The 18,180-nt window shown below is 42.8% G+C and carries 15 protein-coding genes; 5 read left to right on the top strand and 10 right to left on the bottom strand.

Annotation, left to right across the window (positions count from 1 at the left end):
* Nucleotides 1-95: 95 nt before the first annotated feature.
* The gene (locus tag FHS24_RS04265; protein WP_183618959.1) at nucleotides 96-719 is read right to left on the bottom strand and encodes an FxsA family protein; all 624 of its coding nucleotides are present in this window, start codon (nucleotides 717-719) and stop codon (nucleotides 96-98) included.
* A 153-nt stretch (nucleotides 720-872) separates the two neighbouring features.
* On the opposite strand from FHS24_RS04265, the gene ruvC reads away from it, so the two are divergent.
* Nucleotides 873-1,457 (top strand): crossover junction endodeoxyribonuclease RuvC, encoded by a 585-nt coding sequence (gene ruvC / locus FHS24_RS04270; RefSeq protein WP_045446965.1) that lies wholly within the window; start codon nucleotides 873-875, stop codon nucleotides 1,455-1,457.
* A gap of 270 nt (nucleotides 1,458-1,727) precedes the next feature.
* Here ruvC and FHS24_RS04275 read toward each other — a convergent pair whose 3' ends face one another.
* The 4 genes from FHS24_RS04275 to FHS24_RS04290 form a co-directional block, all read right to left on the bottom strand.
* Nucleotides 1,728-2,666, bottom strand: coding sequence for a DUF4377 domain-containing protein (locus FHS24_RS04275; protein WP_183618961.1), 939 nt, complete (start codon nucleotides 2,664-2,666; stop codon nucleotides 1,728-1,730).
* A 306-nt stretch (nucleotides 2,667-2,972) separates the two neighbouring features.
* Complete coding sequence (locus tag FHS24_RS04280) at nucleotides 2,973-3,635, bottom strand: glutathione S-transferase family protein (RefSeq protein ID WP_183618964.1); 663 nt, start codon at nucleotides 3,633-3,635, stop codon at nucleotides 2,973-2,975.
* 237 nt (nucleotides 3,636-3,872) lie between these two features.
* Nucleotides 3,873-4,511 (bottom strand): peroxiredoxin, encoded by a 639-nt coding sequence (locus FHS24_RS04285; protein ID WP_183618967.1) that lies wholly within the window; start codon nucleotides 4,509-4,511, stop codon nucleotides 3,873-3,875.
* A gap of 371 nt (nucleotides 4,512-4,882) precedes the next feature.
* A complete protein-coding gene (locus FHS24_RS04290) occupies nucleotides 4,883-6,622 on the bottom strand; it encodes a glutamine--tRNA ligase/YqeY domain fusion protein (protein ID WP_183618970.1) in 1,740 nt (579 codons plus the stop codon).
* A gap of 260 nt (nucleotides 6,623-6,882) precedes the next feature.
* Between FHS24_RS04290 and FHS24_RS04295 the strand changes: the two genes are divergently transcribed.
* Nucleotides 6,883-7,398: a peptidylprolyl isomerase gene (locus tag FHS24_RS04295; protein WP_068034829.1), complete on the top strand. Its 516-nt coding sequence runs from the start codon at nucleotides 6,883-6,885 to the stop codon at nucleotides 7,396-7,398.
* Nucleotides 7,399-7,499: 101 nt separating this feature from the next.
* Entirely contained in the window at nucleotides 7,500-8,342 is an 843-nt protein-coding gene (locus FHS24_RS04300) for a UDP-2,3-diacylglucosamine diphosphatase (protein ID WP_183618973.1), read from the top strand.
* 138 nt (nucleotides 8,343-8,480) lie between these two features.
* Here the strand turns inward: FHS24_RS04300 and FHS24_RS04305 are convergent, their stop codons facing one another.
* The 3 genes from FHS24_RS04305 to surE all read right to left on the bottom strand — a co-directional run bounded on the left by FHS24_RS04305 (nucleotide 8,481) and on the right by surE (nucleotide 11,722).
* Nucleotides 8,481-9,785 (bottom strand): lytic murein transglycosylase, encoded by a 1,305-nt coding sequence (locus FHS24_RS04305; protein ID WP_183618976.1) that lies wholly within the window; start codon nucleotides 9,783-9,785, stop codon nucleotides 8,481-8,483.
* 121 nt (nucleotides 9,786-9,906) lie between these two features.
* A complete protein-coding gene (locus tag FHS24_RS04310) occupies nucleotides 9,907-10,713 on the bottom strand; it encodes a LysM peptidoglycan-binding domain-containing M23 family metallopeptidase (protein ID WP_183618979.1) in 807 nt (268 codons plus the stop codon).
* 172 nt (nucleotides 10,714-10,885) lie between these two features.
* The gene (gene surE / locus FHS24_RS04315; RefSeq protein ID WP_183618992.1) at nucleotides 10,886-11,722 is read right to left on the bottom strand and encodes a 5'/3'-nucleotidase SurE; all 837 of its coding nucleotides are present in this window, start codon (nucleotides 11,720-11,722) and stop codon (nucleotides 10,886-10,888) included.
* Between the two features lie 457 nt (nucleotides 11,723-12,179).
* On the opposite strand from surE, the gene FHS24_RS04320 reads away from it, so the two are divergent.
* Nucleotides 12,180-12,614 carry an MCR_0457 family protein gene (locus FHS24_RS04320; protein WP_183618995.1) on the top strand — a complete coding sequence of 145 codons (435 nt, stop codon included), beginning with the start codon at nucleotides 12,180-12,182 and terminating at the stop codon, nucleotides 12,612-12,614.
* Between the two features lie 428 nt (nucleotides 12,615-13,042).
* A complete protein-coding gene (locus tag FHS24_RS04325) occupies nucleotides 13,043-14,209 on the top strand; it encodes a D-alanyl-D-alanine carboxypeptidase family protein (protein WP_183618998.1) in 1,167 nt (388 codons plus the stop codon).
* Between the two features lie 144 nt (nucleotides 14,210-14,353).
* Here FHS24_RS04325 and FHS24_RS04330 read toward each other — a convergent pair whose 3' ends face one another.
* Both FHS24_RS04330 and der read right to left on the bottom strand, forming a co-directional pair.
* A complete protein-coding gene (locus FHS24_RS04330) occupies nucleotides 14,354-16,360 on the bottom strand; it encodes a sensor histidine kinase (RefSeq protein ID WP_183619001.1) in 2,007 nt (668 codons plus the stop codon).
* 233 nt (nucleotides 16,361-16,593) lie between these two features.
* The gene (gene der, locus FHS24_RS04335; RefSeq protein WP_183619002.1) at nucleotides 16,594-18,036 is read right to left on the bottom strand and encodes a ribosome biogenesis GTPase Der; all 1,443 of its coding nucleotides are present in this window, start codon (nucleotides 18,034-18,036) and stop codon (nucleotides 16,594-16,596) included.
* Nucleotides 18,037-18,180: the final 144 nt, after the last annotated feature.

An 18,180-nucleotide genomic window follows, 5' to 3' on the forward strand; every position in this document is an offset into this window, starting at 1 on the left:
TAAAAAATAGTTTTAACACTCAAAAAGCCCCTTTTGTCATTAACGAAAGGGGCTTTTTTTATGCTTTATTATCTACTTGATAATCGATGAATTAATTATTCATCATTAGCAGACTTGGTGATTTTTTTCACATCTTTAGGGATGGTTTTTGCGGTACCATCAACGGTGGTATGCTGTTTAAACACATCGCCGAATGGGTTTTGCTGTTGCTGACCAAATGGGTTCTGGTTATTCATACCACCTGCGCCACCAAACGGGTTTTGACCGCCCATGCCGCCAAATGGATTCTGTCCGCCGCCCATTTGTCCACCCATCTGCTTAGCCATCATCTCCATCATTTTTTGCTGATTGTTCATGACATAATTATTAGCAAAGTCTTTAAGCTTTTTCTGCACTGGCGGCAATATCACTAACAATGCTAATAAATCACTCAATACACCAGGAATCAGCAGCAGGATACCGGCGGCTGCCATGGCGACACTTTTAATCATGGTTGATTCTTGTGGACGCATCGCAGGATTCATCATGCCGCCCGCTTTCATCTGCTGTGCCATTGGATTGAGTGCGGCCATCCCTTTACGCATCAGCGATATACCGATGACGGCGGCGATGATAAACCACATAAACACCCACCAACCGCTCACAAATTGAGCAAGCAAATACCACAGTAGCATCTCGATAATAAACCAAACGATGGCAATACCAACTATCTGACCCATAAAGTGTCGTCCTATAAGATAAAATCTAAAAAATTAAGCGCCATGCAAATTAAAATGGCTAACATATGATGTATATGGGGATTGATTGCTATACTATCAAACTTACGGCTGATTTTTAAGCCATAAAACAAAATGTAAGCAAGACGGAATACTATGGCAATTATTATCGGGATTGATCCGGGTTCGCGCATGACCGGTTATGGCATTGTTCAACAAACGGGCGATAAGCTGACATATATAGATGCTGGTACCATTCGTACGGATACCAAAGAGATGCCTGAGCGCCTTAAACGTATTTTTAATGGCTTGACCCGCATCACCCAGCATCATTTAAAATATGCCGATGAGCCTATTTATACCGCGATTGAACAAGTATTTATGGCAGAAAACCCTGATTCAGCGCTGAAACTTGGGCAAGCACGTGGTGCTGCTATTGCTGCCATGGTCGCCTTGGATTTGGAAGTATCTGAATATACGGCACGCCAGATTAAACAAGCGGTTTGTGGTTACGGTGCAGCGGCAAAAGAGCAGGTACAAGAAATGGTTTGCCGCATCTTGTCTTTAGACGTGGTTCCGCAACAAGACGCCGCTGATGGTCTTGCCTGCGCCATTTGTCATGCGCACTCGAGCCATTCAATGAACAAACTCATATTAAATAGCGCTATGCGTGGGCGCGGTGCTTCTAAGAAAAAAGGCCGCTGGCGTTTGACTGAAGAAGATTTAGGCAATTTGCGTTAAAGCAATTAGGTAATTTTCGTTAACGCAGTTAGGCAAATCACCATAAAAAAACACGCGTCTAAACGGCGCGTGTTTTTTTTGCAACTATCTGACTATTTATGCTATGGCAGATTCGATTTAAAAAGAATACAGTGCTGCTGAGATAAATTTTTCGAAGCCTCTGGAGTGCGAAGCGCACAGCAAGCTAGGGAGGTTTATCTCAGCAGAACGTTATTTTAAACGCATCTCTTTTATATTGAACTGACTATATAATAAAAACGACTAATCGAGTTACTCTGCTACGGAGCTTTCAATCACCGCGTCCAACACATAAGCATATTCTTCGCCTTCTACACTTTCTTCATTGTCTAACTGGTAACGTTGTAGACGTAACACTTCCTCGTGCTTACCATCATGCTGATAGCCATCAATTTGCCCAGTGAACGTTGTCCATTCACCTTCACTCACTTTAATGCCTTGGTCATCATAAGTGATAGGCTTTACTTGTAAACACATCTCTGAGCTATTATCGGCACACGCTACTTTCTGAGCATTTACGGCCCAAAATACTGTCTTGCCTTTACTATTATATTTGGCTTGTGAGGTAAGCTTACCTTTCCAAGTCAACGTAATAGCATCACTGGTCACTTGTGTCAGGACTGGGTTTTCACCTTCAGTCACACTCAGCTTACTGGTACTTTGCATCAAGGTATCTAAACGATTTTCTGCTTTATTGAGATCTTCGCATAGCATCTTAGTACTCATGCTCTCTTCGGTCGTTAGCGTCTGACCTTGCAATTGGTACACGGCACTTATCGTGTTGCAGCTCACACTATAGTTCAGCGTGTTTTGCCCTTGATGTTGATTAAACAGCAGCGTGACTTGCTCCTTAATATCCACAAGCGTCGTTATGACAGGTCCGCCACTTTTGTCATCGATATCCAGTAATGTCCAACGATAACGTGCTAAATTTTCAATCATCTCTTGCTCTGCAGTCAGTTTCGTATCATTAGTTGTATCAGCGACGACAGTTGCATCAGATGCCGCATCGGTGTTCAATGTGCCATCAGTTTCTATGCCAGCTTCAGTATTGTCTAGTGCCTGACTATCGGTAGGGACAGCGTCTTTTTGACAAGCACTCAATGCCAAACTTACTGCTAAGATACTTGGTAATACGGCAAACCTAGAAAATGAGCGGATAAAAGATAGCGTGGTAAAAGATGATGTCATGATCGTCATGCCTTGTGGTTAAACTTTTTCATAATTCACTATTGCCTATAACTGTTACCTATATAAGGAGTGATTATATCTATTTTTGTAAAGTGTTCATAATTTGACCACTATAGCGCCGATGATTGTGGATTTTGTAACGAAGTGTGTAATTTTATATATCAATAGTAACTATTATCGTTAATTTTCTCATTTAAACAGCGGATTAAAAAAGCCTCGGGTCGCTAACAATGATATTAGCGAATCAAGGCTATCGGCGTTATTTATTGCTAAATTTGCTGTTAAATCTATAACACCATACTATATTTACTCACTTTCATTAGCAGGCTTGGCTTTTGCCATATTTTTAATATTAAAACGCTCGTTCATCATTTGATAAAAGCGTGCCAGGTTTTCGCCCTGTTCATTCGGGTTAACCTTGAGTATTTTGCCAAAATCCAAACCTAAATACAGCACAATATCAGCAAAACTTAACTGGTCACCAACTAAGTACTCATGACCTTCTAACATAGTTTCAAAATAAGTAAGTGCTTTAATGCCGCGCGCGATAGACGGTGCTACAAACTCTGGCACTTGTTCAACCCGCTGCGCTTTGGATGGGTGACTGTGCTGAAACGCGAGCATAAAATTATATAGCACCTCAAACTCGGCAATACGGCGCATAGAACACACTTGCGCCCGTTGTACCACATCATTACCCATCACTGAACGCTCGCCATAGACACGGTCGAGATATTCGCACACGGCCTGCGAATCATTAAGTATGGTGCCATCATCTAATTTTAATACAGGTACTGTCTGCATCGGATTCATCTTGGTAAACTCATCAGACATCTGCTCATTAGTAGCAAAATCTATATCGACCACATCGACATCATCCATATCGTCAACGTCGATACCTTTTGACGCTAATAAAATAAGGGCTTTACGTGGATTGGGTGCAGTACGGGTAACGTATAGTTTTTTCATGGCGAACTCCTTGTAAGATGGTCTCAAAAGCGACTCAGCGCTGATAGGCTTTATTATGATTATCGCAGATAGCGTTTGGATAAAGTTGTCAATGCGCTATATAACAGTTATAGCCTACTCTGCTCATCATAGCAAAACCTTAACGCCAATAAAAAGCTGAAACATAAAAAAGCCCCATAACATTAAGTCATAGGGCTTGTATTTATTAATCCATTACAACTATCAAATACGCTTAGCTTATTTGTTAGGCGCAGGTGTGGTACGTAAATAAGGCTTGATTTCAGTATGACCTTTAGGATAATTAGCAGCGATGTCTTCGTTTTTCACACTTGGTGGAATGATAACGTCGTCGCCATCTTTCCAATCAACAGGCGTTGCCACGTTATATTCATCAGACAGTTGCATTGCGTCAATCACACGAATAATTTCATCAAAATTACGGCCACAGCTGGCTGGATAAGTCAGCGTTAAGCGTACTTTTTTCTTAGGATCAATAATAAACACGCTTCTGACCGTCGCCGTACTATCAGCATTTGGATGAATCATGTCATAAAGGTCTGCGACTTTGCGCTCAGGGTCAGCAATGATAGGGAAATTGACAGCAGTACCTTGGGTTTCTTCAATATCACTTACCCAACCTTTATGATCTTCTAAACCATCAACCGATAGTGCAATTGGTTTAACATTGCGCTTCTGGAACTCACCGCCTAGTGCTGCGGTACGTCCAAGTTCAGTGGTACATACTGGCGTATAATCTGCAGGATGTGAGAAAAAGACAACCCAACTGTCTCCTGCCCATTCGTGGAAATTGATATCACCATCAGTGGTTGTCGCGTCAAAATTTGGTGCAGTATCACCCAGACGTAAATTTGCCATTCTTAATTCCTTATTTATGTTTGTGATGAGCGTTAATATCAATACCTTAACGTTAAAAGATATCGGCTCACTCTATTATTATCAATGATATGCTCAGTTATCAAAATAACACTAAGCACATCAGTAAAAAACTCACTTTATATTAACAAACTGATTATGAATGTCTTGTGACGGATTGTAATGCGCTTATTCCATTTATCACTAAGTAAACCAGCATATGGGTAGAATAGAGCATTAAATTAACATGCCTGCATCCCACAAGCAAAATCCATAAAAAAGCCCATCTCTAGCGTACTAGAAATGAGCAAGTTTGAAAACTACTATTGTGCAGTGCCGTTTTAAACACTATCAATAAAGCCAATAGTTCTACACTAAGCTGGTTTATAGCTGTCGCGCAAACTAACAATTTGGTTAAATACCGGCTTATCCCTGCTATGATCTGCCGTATCAGCGATAAAGTAACCTTCACGCTCAAACTGGAAACGCGTGCCAGCTGCTGCATTTGCTAATGACGGCTCAACCACGGCATTTAGCTCAGTCAACGAGTCAGGATTTAGTGCTTGATGCACATCAGCGACGCTACTTGGGTCTTCGACACTAAATAGCTGCTCATACATTCGCACCGTCGCTGGGACGCCTTGGCTAGCTGATACCCAGTGAATCACGCCTTTAACCTTACGACCTTCAGGGTTGTTGCCTAGCGTTGCAGGGTCAATCGTGGCTTTTAGTCCAACTACATTGCCAGCGTCATCAAGAATATGCTCAGTCACTGCCAATACATAGGTATTACGCAGACGAATTTCTGGCTTTTCTGGTGACAAGCGCTTATAACCTGCTGGCGGCTCAATCTCGTAATCACCTTGGTCAATATACAAGGTCTCAGTGAAAGGAATTTCACGCTCGCCCATATCGACATTAGGATGATTTGGCTGCGTTAACCATAAAGTCTGTGCATCATCGTCCCAACGCGCATTAACGCTATCAGCCTTTTGCGATTCCCAACTACTAACCGCTTCCGCGAAGTTCGTAATCGTCACTTTTAACGGCTTAAGCACTGCCATAGCACGAGCAGTAGTTGTCTCTAATGATTGACGAATACTAAACTCTAATAAGCGAAAATCAACAACGCTGTCTACTTTGGTCACGCCAACACGCTCACAGAAGTCACGTAAACCCTCTGGCGTATAACCACGGCGACGCATGCCAGCAATCGTCGGCATACGAGGATCATCCCAACCGCTGACGATATGTTCATCAACCAGCTGCTTTAACTTGCGCTTACTGGTCATAGTGTGATCAACATTTAGGCGGCTAAACTCGTATTGATGCGGTGGTACATCAAAGCCAACTTTTTCAACCGCCCAATCATAGAATGGACGATGGTCTTCAAACTCCAGCGTACATAACGAATGAGTAATGCCTTCTAGTGCATCAGAAAGCGGATGGGCAAAATCATACATCGGATAGATACACCATTTATCACCCGTTTGATGATGCTCTTGATGCATGACGCGGTAGATGACAGGATCGCGCATATTCATGTTTGGGCTTGCCATATCAATCTTGGCACGCAATACGGCTTTTCCTTCCGCAAATTTGCCTTCTTTCATATCATTAAAAAGCTTTAGATTTTCTTCAACACTGGCATCACGCTGCGGTGACGCTGTGCCTGCCTCATTAAACGAGCCACGGTTTTCTTTAATTTGTTCAGGCGACTGCAAGTCTACATAGGCATCGCCCTGCTCAATCAACTGCACGGCCCATGCATACAACTGGTCAAAATAGCCCGACGCATGATGCGCCTCTCCTGCCCACTCAAATCCTAACCATTCAACATCGTTTTTGATATTATCGATGTAGTCTTGTTTTTCTGCGGTTGGATTAGTGTCATCAAAACGCAAGTTACAGACACCGCCAAACTCTTCGGCCACGCCAAAGTTTAGACAGATAGATTTGACATGTCCCAAATGCAAGTAGCCGTTTGGCTCAGGCGGAAAGCGTGTCACAATTTGTGGGTATTTTTGCGCCTTGACATCGTCACGAATGATATTACGAATAAAATCGTTTTTTTGTTCGTCTTTTTGTGCATTGTTGCTTGAGTGCTCACTCATCGGGCATTGCTCCTAACGCAAATTGTCAGTTCATGCTACGTGCCATCACGCAGCATGGAAAAATCAAACCAAACCATTAAAGACAGGTTGTAAAAAAATATAGTAAAAAGTTAAAGTTGCGTTATTCTATCAGGTTTCACAAACGCATTAACAGCCTGATACATGACACGAGATAAAAAAGCCGTTAGACTAGCCATGACTTTTTATCAATCACTCACGACAGTGCTAATTAAGGCGCTGCAATCAAAAAGGAATATCACATGGTAGACATGCCACCAGTAGTAGAACTTGACACCAGTATGGGTGCGATCGTTATTGAACTCAATGAAGAAAAAGCGCCAAAAACGGTAGAAAACTTTTTAAACTATGTAAAATCTGGTCACTATGATGGCACGATTTTCCATCGCATTATTGACGGCTTCATGATTCAAGGCGGCGGAATGGACGCTGAGATGAATGAAAAAGCAACCAATGCACCTGTTGAAAACGAAGCAGATAATGGTTTAAAAAACGACAAAGGTACGATTGCTATGGCGCGTACCCAAGATCCGCATTCAGCAACCAGCCAGTTTTTCGTTAACGTAAAAGATAACGATTTCCTAAACCACTCTGGCAAAAACATGCAAGGTTGGGGTTACACGGTATTTGGTAAAGTAACAAGCGGTATGGACGTGATTGAAAAGATGCGCGGCGTACCAACAGGTCGTTTCGGTATGCACGCTGATGTGCCAAAAGAGCCAGTGGTTATCAATTCAGCGACTATTATCACTAAATAACTGTTTCTCAGTAATCATTCTTCAATAGTTATTACTCAGTAGCGATGAATCAGTGAAAGCTTATGAGTCGTTACTGTTTAAAATTACGAGGATAAGGATAAATGCAAAGTTTTAACCATCTAATTACCACCCGCCCTCATGAGGTGCGGCAAGTATTAATTAGCGATTTGCATTTATCGCCAGAAGAGCCTGCCTTAGTGCAGGCTTTTTTGGCGCTGTTTGATGATTGCCTTGCCTTGCCCGCGCTAAAACGCTTGTTTATCTTAGGCGATTGGTTTGAAGTATGGCTGGGTGACGACGTTTACTTATCGTTATCGGAAGATGAGCGTCAAACCCATTGGCTCACCCCGCTGATCGTTAAGTTAAAAAGACTACGGGTAGCTGGCTGTGAGATTTTGATCATGCATGGCAACCGTGATTTTTTGTTAGGTCAGCCATTTTGCAATCTATTCGGTGGTGAGCTTATTTATGAGCCGTATACTCTGACTATCAGTCAGCAAAGTTATCGCTTAGAACATGGCGATGCATTATGCATTGATGATAAGAAATATCAGTTTTTTCGCAAAATCATGCGTAATCGGTTAACCCAATGGTACTTGCTGAATAAATCATTAGAAAAACGCTTGGCTATCGCAGATAAGATGCGCAAAAAAAGCCAGCAGAATAATGCCAATAAAGCCGCTTATATTATGGATGTTAATGAAGATGCGGTGACAAAAGCAGTGGCTGATAGCGATGCGTTACTACATGGTCACACCCATCGCCCAGATATTCATCAAGCCACGAGTAATAAAAAGCGCTACGTGCTGGGCGACTGGCGACTGCTAGATGGCGATACACGCCAGCCAAAAGTCAGTGCGGTGATTGGCGCGGTGATAGCAGATGAAGATTCAGATGATAATAATGTTGAGTTTGATATGTACGAATTTAAGGTGAATATCTAAACTGCTGCTGCAATTTTTATAAAATTGTAAGAATAAAAAAACTCCGTCATTAACGGAGTTTTTTTATTCATTAGAGCTATTACTTTTAAACCATCGCTGAAAATAGCGATTGTCTAAGAATAGTGACTTTAATCTGTCTCACCATCCTACCAATGAAGACGCACTACGCTGAGTGATAAAACCGTCTGGAGTTTGACCATTATCTGCTTGCCAGCGTTGGAATGCTAGTCGCGTATTGGTACCGACAATACCATCAGCGCCTTTGGTATCATAACCTGAGTTGGTCAAACGCTGCTGTAAATTGCGTACTTGTGACGTCGATAACGGACGCTCATAGCGCGGCCATGTTTTTTGTAATCCACTCTGACCGGTAAGCGCTTTACCTAATAAGCTGACACCGAGCGCATAACTTGATGAGTTATTATAGACTTTAATCACATCAAAGTTTGGGCTTAACAGTAGCACTGGACCGTCTTTACCAGCTGGCAGCCACAGCTCCATTTGAGTATTGGCATCCAAGTAAACATCAGCTATGGTATCGACACCCATAGAAGCCCATCTGGCAGCAGGCTGCTTGGTACCCACCAATGAATAATCAAATGACGCAGGAACAGTTGCTTCATAAAACGGAGCCAGACCACGCACCCAACCTGAATTACTCAGATAATTGGCGGTAGATGCCAAAGCATCGCCTGTCGACCATGGGTTACGGTGACCATTACCATCACCGTCAACCCCGTGTTTTAGCCACGTATCAGGGATAAACTGCGTCTGCCCCATGCCGCCTGCCCAAGAGCCATCGAGCTGTGACCACGAAACATCGCCGCGTTGCAATAGTGTCGCTAATGATAATAGCTGAGTTTCAGCAAACTCTTGGCGACGACCATCATAAGCAAGACTTGCAAGCGAGCTTGGAATATTACTATTGCCCGTTACCACACCGTATGAGGATTCCATACCCCAAATCGCGGCAATGATTTCTGCATTGACGCCATACTGCGATTCTAGTTGCGATAAAAATGCCCGTTGCTCGGCGAACTTACGCTTACCAGTGCTCACACGGCCATCTGATACGGCAGAATCAACATATTCCCAAGGCATCTTAGAAAATTCTGGCTGACCTGAATCAAGCGAGATGACTTGCTGGTTTAAATAAGCCGTATCAAGCAAACGACGCACCGTCGAGGCATCATGACCCGATGCAAGCGCGCGCATAGAAAAGTCAGATTTCCAATCAGAAAAACTGTTATAGCTTGGTTTGGCAACGGGTGTGGGTTTAACGATAGGTACAGGCGTTGGCTTCACCTGAATGGTTTGGGTCTGGGTAATTTGTACATTACCCTGGCGTACGGGTTTGCTCGGCTTTTGCATCGCCTGCTGGCTAGTACAGCCAACCATAACTAAGGCGGGAAACAAAGCCAGATATTGTTTTTTTAATAACATAAGGGATCTCAAGTATGAATAAGTAAAGTAGCTTGATGGCACAGCTTTAATAATTACCAACTAACATAGCCAAGTTATTATAAAAGCTGCCACAGAGTTAACATCCTTTTTAACGCCTTTATTAACGACCCAATACCGCACGCGGGTCGATAGGATTACCATTTAAGCGCACTTGGAACTCCAAGCCTACTTGATTGGTCTGACCGCTGCTACCCATATTTGCAATACGCTGACCGCGCTGTACCGCCTCACCTTCTTTAACCAGCAGCGCACTGTTATGCGCGTAGGCGGTGATATAGTTATCGCTATGGCGAATCATAATCAGGTTGCCATACTCTGGCAGTCCATTACCTGAGTAAAGCACGGTTCCTGATTGACTAGCAACGACTGGATCGCCCACGGCGCCAGCAAACCACATGCCCATGTTGCCGGCGGCGGCATCAAAGTTACGAGTGACTTGATTGCGACTCGGATACTCATAGCCTGAAGTGGCGTTGGCCGTCACTTCATAAACAGGATTTTGTGAATAATTAGGTGCATTAGTCACAGGTGGCGTATAGGTCGACTGTGCTTGCGTTGGTGTAGAGGCGTTATAGCGATTGTTATTGGTGGCGCGTACTGGCTCACCTTGCCATAATTTGAGCCATTGACCACTATAAATTGTATATTTACTATCTAAGCCATTTAGCGCACCGATTTGGCGATAATTTAAGCGATAGCGCGCCGCAATTTGGCTGACCGTATCACCGCGCTGGACGCGATGATAATTGGGAACACCTTGTCCGTTGGTAATAATCTTAGGTCCTGCTTGGTTGGCTGCCTGATAAGTGGGCTTGGTGGCACAGCCGACCATCGTTAATGTGGCTGCTGTCAACGTACCCATCAATGCCACTGTTGCCAAGCGCGATCCAGCAATAAGCTTCTTCATACAAGATTTCCTATTCTTTATGTTGCTCACAAATTCCTTGTGTTACTCACAAGCATTTTGCTAACGGTTATAACGTTTAATGTCTCAGATACCATGATTAATGATTGGATAATCAATGGTTTTTAGCGATTTTTAAGCACTAATAAATATCACTACGGATAAACCTGTCAATTTACAGCACCAACGCCGAGAGCGTATCAAGGGTTTCAGTTGGCGTATGATGCAGGCGCACAGGCGATAGACTAATATACCCTGCTGCCACCGCTTGGTCATCCGTCATTTCTATGGACGATGTTCGAGCGTCTACATTTTCTGCTGATAGTTCACTTGATAGCTCACTGGATAATGTACGTTGACGTTTGCGTAGCGATAACCAGTAAGCATCGCGGCCACGTGGGTCGACCACATGATGCACAGGACGTGCAATCTCACTATGACTTAAAGCCGTGATTTTTCGACCTTTAATCGCATCGGCACTATCAACATCAGGAATATTAACGTTTAATACATGATAGGGCAAATTTTTGCAAGCATCTAATATTGGAGTTTCGGTCAATAATTTAAGAATCTCATTAGCCGCCACTTTATAATGACTTACCTGCTCTTGCCCCGTACCTTTGACCCCGCCGCCCACTAAAGAGGTGGCAATCGCTGGCAAGCCAAAAAGCTGCGCTGTCAATGCGGCACCAAACGTACCAGAAAATAAAACATCCTGACCAAGATTGGCCCCTGAATTGATACCTGTAATCACACAGTCAAAATCGGTATGACGGTAAATTTCATGTAACGCCAAATATACACAATCTGCAGGCGAACCATTCACCGCGATAAAACCAGACTCCAATTCATGAGTATATAACGGCGTTGAGATGGTTAAAGAGCTTGCGCAGCCGCTTTGCTCATTACTTGGCGCAACTACCATCACCTCTGCGATAGTAGACAATGCGTGATAAAGTGCCAACAACCCTGGAGCATGCACCCCATCATCATTACTCATTAAAATTTTCATTTTTGCTCAATTATGCCCAATACAGTTATTAATGACCGTCTGTCCACTTAGCAACTTTATTATCGTAAAATTGCTATAATCCCTCTTATCGAGACTAGGTCAGTGTCTATACTCAAAATATTGTGGCCGATTATACCCTAATAGCGCCATGAGACGAACCCAGACTTTGCTTAGAAATTGCCTGCAATTAAACTTTATGAGCGAATTTTTATTACCGATGACAACCATTTTTTAGCGTAAAAACATAGCGATAGCGTTACAGTAGGCAACAAGGTACAACATTATCCATAGATATTTTTATGTTGAGGTAACTTAATGCAGCATACTACTGATATGTTGCTGTAAACGTGACTTAGCTCACAATATATCTACACATAAATCAATATTTTATGTGACTTTTAATTTTTTACCGATTAACATAGCACCATCAAACAAAGATAAGCGAGTGTAATACTGAATGAATAATCAATCGATATTATCTATAGCTTCTGTGATAGCGAAGACCGCCTCAAAAATAGGTCTGGCAGGACTGATAACGTCTGTTGCTATGCTGTCTCAAGCTACCAATGCCGCGTCTAATTCAGCGACGACCATTCCTCTGGATTTATCTGGCATTAACATCACTAAGCATGAAATTGCGGTGATGCAAGTGCTGTCAGAGATATGCCCACCTATGCTAAATGGTAAGCAAAAACAGCGTTTTTATAAGTCTTATAGCGTGCAACTTCATGAGTTGATGCCGTCATTAGAAGATCCAAAAGCGGCTATCCAATACTTGTCTACTCAGCAAGATTACCGTCAAATTTTGCAAGGTATTCGCAGTTGGACGATGGGTTTCTCTAAACAAGACAATAGAGCCTTGTGCGAAGATTTGGCGAACGCCCAATATTAGTAGTATTTTACTGATAGACTATTTTATGGACATGCTTTTCTGAACAATGCTAGGATATTAAACAGATAAAGACCACTATAATTAACGACAATAATCTACTGGCTTATCTATCTAAAATCCATAACGAGCTTGCTGCTATCCCTATTATTTCATAAGGATAGCAGCAAGTTTTTTTTATGAGTGATTTTTATAAAATCACCTATGTTATTTTCGACGATGTCTTATTTTATTGTATTTATCGTTTCCCCATCGGTCGGCATTTTGCTAAGATAAGGCGTTAATTTTATGTCCGTCGCTAAATCTCCTTTAACCTCAAAAATCCACGGTTTCGCTTTGGGTTTACTATCGTCTTTTAGAGGCTGTATAGAGAGGTAGAATTTGATATGAGCGACAGATACATTTGATTTTATGATGCGGTGTAACAATCTATGACAGTAAAGCGTGTAAAAAAACAGTTAGTACAGCTGGTAGTTGGTGTCAGTGTTTCTATGAGTGCAATAATGGCGAGCGCAGCCATACAGCCACCTGAGATGGAAAATACGGCTTATGTATTAATGGACTATAACACTGGTGAAATATTGGCACAAAAAAATGCCAATCAAGCACTACCACCAGCCTCCTTGACCAAGATGATGACCAGTTACATCATCGAGCAGCGCTTAGCATCAGGCGACCTCAAAGAAGACGAACAAGTTTTGATGAGCCCAAATGCTTGGTGCCGTGGTAGTAGTAGTCAGTCTTGTATGTATGTGCCGGTCAATAAAACCGCCAGCGTCATCGATATGTTACGCGGTATCATTATTCAATCAGGCAACGATGCTTCAAAAGCAATGGCTGAGCATATTGCTGGTAGTGAAGCCTCGTTTGCTATCTTGATGAATGAGCAAGCAGAAAAGCTTGGGATGAAAAATACCCATTTCGTCAACTCGACAGGTATGCCAGACGAAGGGCACCAAGCATCAGCGTTGGATTTAGCCATATTGTCACGGGCTATTATCAAAAACAGTGGCGACTACTACGGTCTATATGCCGAAAAAGAGTTCACTTATAACGGTATTACCCAAGGTAACCGTAACGCCCTACTCGCGACTGATCCTACGGTTGATGGCCTAAAAACAGGTCATACCGATGCAGCAGGCTACTGCTTAGCGGCCTCAAGCAAGCGCGAAGATATGCGCCTGATTTCTGTCATCATGGGTACAGAAAGTCAGCAAGCCCGTGCCGATCAATCACGTGAGCTACTTAACTGGGGTTTCGGTCATTTCACTACCGTGACTAAAGCACCTGCTGGACAGTTTGTTAGCAAAGTACCGGTGTGGTTTGGCGAAGCGACTGAAGTAGAGCTTGCGACTGGCGACAGTTTGCAGATTCTTACCGATAAGACGCAAAAGAATAAAATTACTACTGTGGTCGATATTCCTGAAAGCTTAGAAGCGCCTATCAAAAAAGGTCAAGAAATTGGCAAAATGATGGCGGTTATTGATGGTAAAGCGGTTGCTTCAGTGCCTATCGTAGCTACTAGTGATATCGAACAATCAGGCTTTATGAGCCGTATTTGGCAACGTTTTACACGCTGGGCACAAAACTTATTTTAAGCACGTTATTTAATAACCTGCACGAAAACCTGTTTGCATCCAAATAGCGGGTAGTAGTGATTTTAGTATTAAAAAAGACGCCTTTTTATGGGCGTCTTTTTTATTTGTGTATGCTTATAATTATGTTCATACCTACCGCCATTATTAAGACCAAGCGAGCCAGCTTTTCAATAAATCGCTCAGCGCTTTATCTTCATAGGTCGCCACCTGACAGTAATCAACTCCGGCGGCTTTTAATCCATGCTCAAAGCTGTCTAAATATCGTGCACGCTGCTGTGGATACCAAAATACCAATAAAGCCCGATAGTCGGTCTCAGAGGCACGAATACGCTTAGCCAGTAATTCCGCTTTGCTTGGTAATACGTCTTCAGCGAACATGACCATATCGACTTTTCTATGCTGCATCTCATCGATAACAAGCTGCTCATGTTGATAGCAGATAACACGCGCGCCAAGACGCTGCAATTCATCCACCAAAGCGCCGCTGTCTTGATTATAGTAGTAGACAACGACCAATCCCATCAGCAACTGTTGCTGGAGCGATTGGCGTTGATTAGACGTCGGGATGGTAATAACAAACTCAGTCCCGACGCCAATCGTGCTATCGACACTAATACTGGCACCCATCAACTGCGTCATCTGTTTGACGACTGGTAAGCCAATGCCCGTGCCTTCATACTGGCGAGTTTGCGATGAATCTACCTGAAAAAACGGATTGAAAATATCATCTATAAAGCTACTATCGATACCAATACCCGTATCTTTGACTCGAATCTGCCAACGATTACTATTATCAAAATGGGTCAATTGCGAGGTAACACTTACTTCACCCATGGGTGTAAACTTAATCGCATTGCTGAGTAATATCGATAATATTTGCTGTATTTTTTCGACATCACCTTCAAGGCTATAATCAATATGATGAATATGGCTGGTTAATGCCAAGCCTTTTTGTCTGGCAATAGGCTCAAAATCTGCCAATAGATCAGCAATTAACTGCAGTGGATTAAACTCGCTTGTCTGTAGGCTGACTTGACCTTTTTGTATCTGATTAAGCTGAATGATTTGATCCAATGCTAAAACCAGCTTTTCACTGCCATTACTAATGATATCAACCGCGTCTTTTTGCTCGTCATTGAGGTGTTCATTATCTAACAGCTGTAAACCGCCGACAATGGCGTTTAGCGAGGTTTTTAGCTCATGGGTAATCATGCTTTGAAAATTATGCAGCTGCACATCCAAGGACAAGTCCTTTTGATGCAATTGCTGCTCAAAGGCGGCAAGCGCTTCATAATCTTGTTTTGATTCTTGCAGGCGATTGAACAGCGTCGTAAAAGCCTGTTTAATCTGCACCAATTCTTGAAACTTAAAACGCTGCGGAATCACGGGCAGCTGCTCAAGCTCAGGGTTTTTGGTGACAATGTCACAAACTTCAGTAAGCACAGCGATATCTTGTGATGGCCAGTTTAATTTACGTAAAATATACAGCGCCCAAATAATGGCTAATACTGTGGTCATTAACCACAACCATAGATTATTTTGTAGCCAATTTGAGCGTAGGGTCGCCGCATCTAAGGTAATATTAATATAGCCGACCAAGGTATTCTCAGTATTTAAATCACTGACCGAGTTTGATTCACGTCTATTATTAGGCAAACTGCTTGCAGCTTGCTGGCTTGAATTTAGCTGAAGTACATTCCGGGAAGTGTTCTGCGCAGTAATACTTGTTTGGGAGGGATTTGGTCTATCGCTAGCCATAAGTAGGCTGCTGCTGCCATTTATATAATCGCCGACCACCGGATAGTTAAAGCTGACCGTATTGGCAAATAAGGCATTTTTCCAATCATCTCTGGACTGATTGCTATCAGCAATAGGCTGAGAGGTTGAATAAAATAAAATATTCTTAACACCCTGCTCATGCCCTAACAGGTAGCGCACTTGCTCCGCGACTACCTTGTCACCATCTACGCTCGCCGCACTAATCGTCAGCAAGTTCGCCAATTGCTGAATATGCTGACGCTTTTCTTTGTAGTGCTGCACTAAACCATAAATAAAAGACAATAGAAAACCTGCCAATACAGCCAAAATCATGGTCTGCACGATAGATTGCCAAATAAGCATAGGAAGAGTTTGTGGTGGGCGGTTGTTCATATCACTCAACTGAGTTAAGACAACTTCTGATTATAGTACAGGTATTTTATAGAGGTGATAAGTGAAAATTGATGTTTTAATGCAACGGATAAAAAGTATATCAAATCGAAAAATGCCATGACAGCTGATATGGCCATCATGACAAAACACTTTACAGCAAAACATGATAAATAGCATAAAATGCTATTTATCTGCTACCTACTCTAATAACTAAAGATAATAGCCTTGTTAAATTAACGCTTTTTATCTTTGTTAGGAAATCTCGGCTTATCTTTGGTGGTAAATTTCTGCGCACGATTGCGTTCGCGTTGGCGTAGCTGTTGCGCTTTTGCTTTGGTGGGCGTGTCGCTCTTATTGGCATATGGGTTATCATTTTGTTTAAAAATAACATTCAGCGGCGTGCCTTCAAGCTTAAATACTTGACGGAATTGGTTTTCAAGATAGCGCTGATAGCTTTTTGGTAGCGAAGATGTTTGATTACCATGAATCACAATCACTGGCGGATTATGACCACCAATATGCGCAAAACGTAGCTTGATACGGCGACCAGCAACCGTTGGTGGCGGATTGGCAGCAACAGCGTCTTGTAAAATCTGCGTCAAACGGTTGGTTGACACCTCAAACATCGACGACTGATAAGCACGCAAGATAGAAGGATATAAATTACCCACCCCTGTACCGTGTAATGCTGAGATTTGGTGAACTTTTACGTAAGAGATAAAGTTGAAACGGCGATCCATCTCAATCTTGATATAGTTCTTTTGATCTGCAGTTAGACCATCCCATTTATTGATGGCGACTACCAAGGCACGCCCAGCATCAAGCGCATAACCAATCATATGTAAATCTTGGTCGACGATACCTTCTTGGGCATCAATCACAATAACCGTGACGTTGGAATCATCGATTGCTTGCAAGGTTTTAATGACTGAGAATTTCTCTACTTTTTCATCGATTCTGCCACGGCGACGGACACCGGCGGTATCAATCAAAACGTAGTCTCTACCTTCACGTGTATAAGGAATATAAATACTGTCACGCGTGGTACCCGGCATATCAAATACCACCACGCGGTCTTCACCCAATAGGCGGTTAACCAGCGTTGATTTACCAACGTTTGGACGACCAATAATAGCCAGCTTTAAGCCTTTTGGCTCGACAACATTTTCTTGCGTTGGCATATCAGCAGTCAGAACTTCTAGCAAGTTACCGACACCGCGCCCATGACTGGCTGCCATTGGATACGGCTCACCCAATCCTAATGCATAAAATTCTGCAGGCGCGGCATCGTGCGCGCCATCGACTTTATTCGCAACGACATAAACAGGCTTACCAAGGGTATGCAAAAACTTGCCAATCTCAGCGTCAGCACCAATCATACCAGCACGGGCGTCGACCACAAAGACAATAATATCGGCTTCATGAATGGCAGTATGCGACTGCTCTGACATATAGTCATCAATATTGCCGCTACCATCATCCGCTTCACCAATACCGCCGGTGTCTACAACGATGAAAGATTTGTCTTCATAGGTTGCATCACCGTATTGGCGGTCACGAGTCAGCCCTGATAAATCAGCAACCAATGCCTGCCGACTTTTAGTGAACTGGTTAAATAAGGTTGATTTACCGACGTTTGGACGACCAATTAAGGCGACCACAGGCTTGATACTCATGGGTTACTCTCAGTGAAGGGCACAATGGCGGACAGGTCGCTGACTCTTATCATAAAGATGAATAGCTGCACTTGACCGCGAATTTAAATAAATTATAGAAATAAAACGATAGAAATCAGATAATAGCGAATATAGTCAATTGGA

This window comes from Psychrobacter luti (assembly GCF_014192115.1).
GTDB classification, from domain to species: domain Bacteria; phylum Pseudomonadota; class Gammaproteobacteria; order Pseudomonadales; family Moraxellaceae; genus Psychrobacter; species Psychrobacter luti.

Bases quoted from the DNA above. Each gene is read 5' to 3' on its own strand.
- FHS24_RS04265 (WP_183618959.1), bottom strand. From the start codon at position 719: ATGGGTCAGATAGTTGGTATTGCCATCGTTTGGTTTATTATCGAGATG.
- ruvC (WP_045446965.1), top strand. From the start codon at position 873: ATGGCAATTATTATCGGGATTGATCCGGGTTCGCGCATGACCGGTTAT.
- FHS24_RS04275 (WP_183618961.1), bottom strand. From the start codon at position 2,666: ATGACATCATCTTTTACCACGCTATCTTTTATCCGCTCATTTTCTAGG.
- FHS24_RS04280 (WP_183618964.1), bottom strand. From the start codon at position 3,635: ATGAAAAAACTATACGTTACCCGTACTGCACCCAATCCACGTAAAGCC.
- FHS24_RS04285 (WP_183618967.1), bottom strand. From the start codon at position 4,511: ATGGCAAATTTACGTCTGGGTGATACTGCACCAAATTTTGACGCGACA.
- FHS24_RS04290 (WP_183618970.1), bottom strand. From the start codon at position 6,622: ATGAGTGAGCACTCAAGCAACAATGCACAAAAAGACGAACAAAAAAAC.
- FHS24_RS04295 (WP_068034829.1), top strand. From the start codon at position 6,883: ATGGTAGACATGCCACCAGTAGTAGAACTTGACACCAGTATGGGTGCG.
- FHS24_RS04300 (WP_183618973.1), top strand. From the start codon at position 7,500: ATGCAAAGTTTTAACCATCTAATTACCACCCGCCCTCATGAGGTGCGG.
- FHS24_RS04305 (WP_183618976.1), bottom strand. From the start codon at position 9,785: ATGTTATTAAAAAAACAATATCTGGCTTTGTTTCCCGCCTTAGTTATG.
- FHS24_RS04310 (WP_183618979.1), bottom strand. From the start codon at position 10,713: ATGAAGAAGCTTATTGCTGGATCGCGCTTGGCAACAGTGGCATTGATG.
- surE (WP_183618992.1), bottom strand. From the start codon at position 11,722: ATGAAAATTTTAATGAGTAATGATGATGGGGTGCATGCTCCAGGGTTG.
- FHS24_RS04320 (WP_183618995.1), top strand. From the start codon at position 12,180: ATGAATAATCAATCGATATTATCTATAGCTTCTGTGATAGCGAAGACC.
- FHS24_RS04325 (WP_183618998.1), top strand. From the start codon at position 13,043: ATGACAGTAAAGCGTGTAAAAAAACAGTTAGTACAGCTGGTAGTTGGT.
- FHS24_RS04330 (WP_183619001.1), bottom strand. From the start codon at position 16,360: ATGAACAACCGCCCACCACAAACTCTTCCTATGCTTATTTGGCAATCT.
- der (WP_183619002.1), bottom strand. From the start codon at position 18,036: ATGAGTATCAAGCCTGTGGTCGCCTTAATTGGTCGTCCAAACGTCGGT.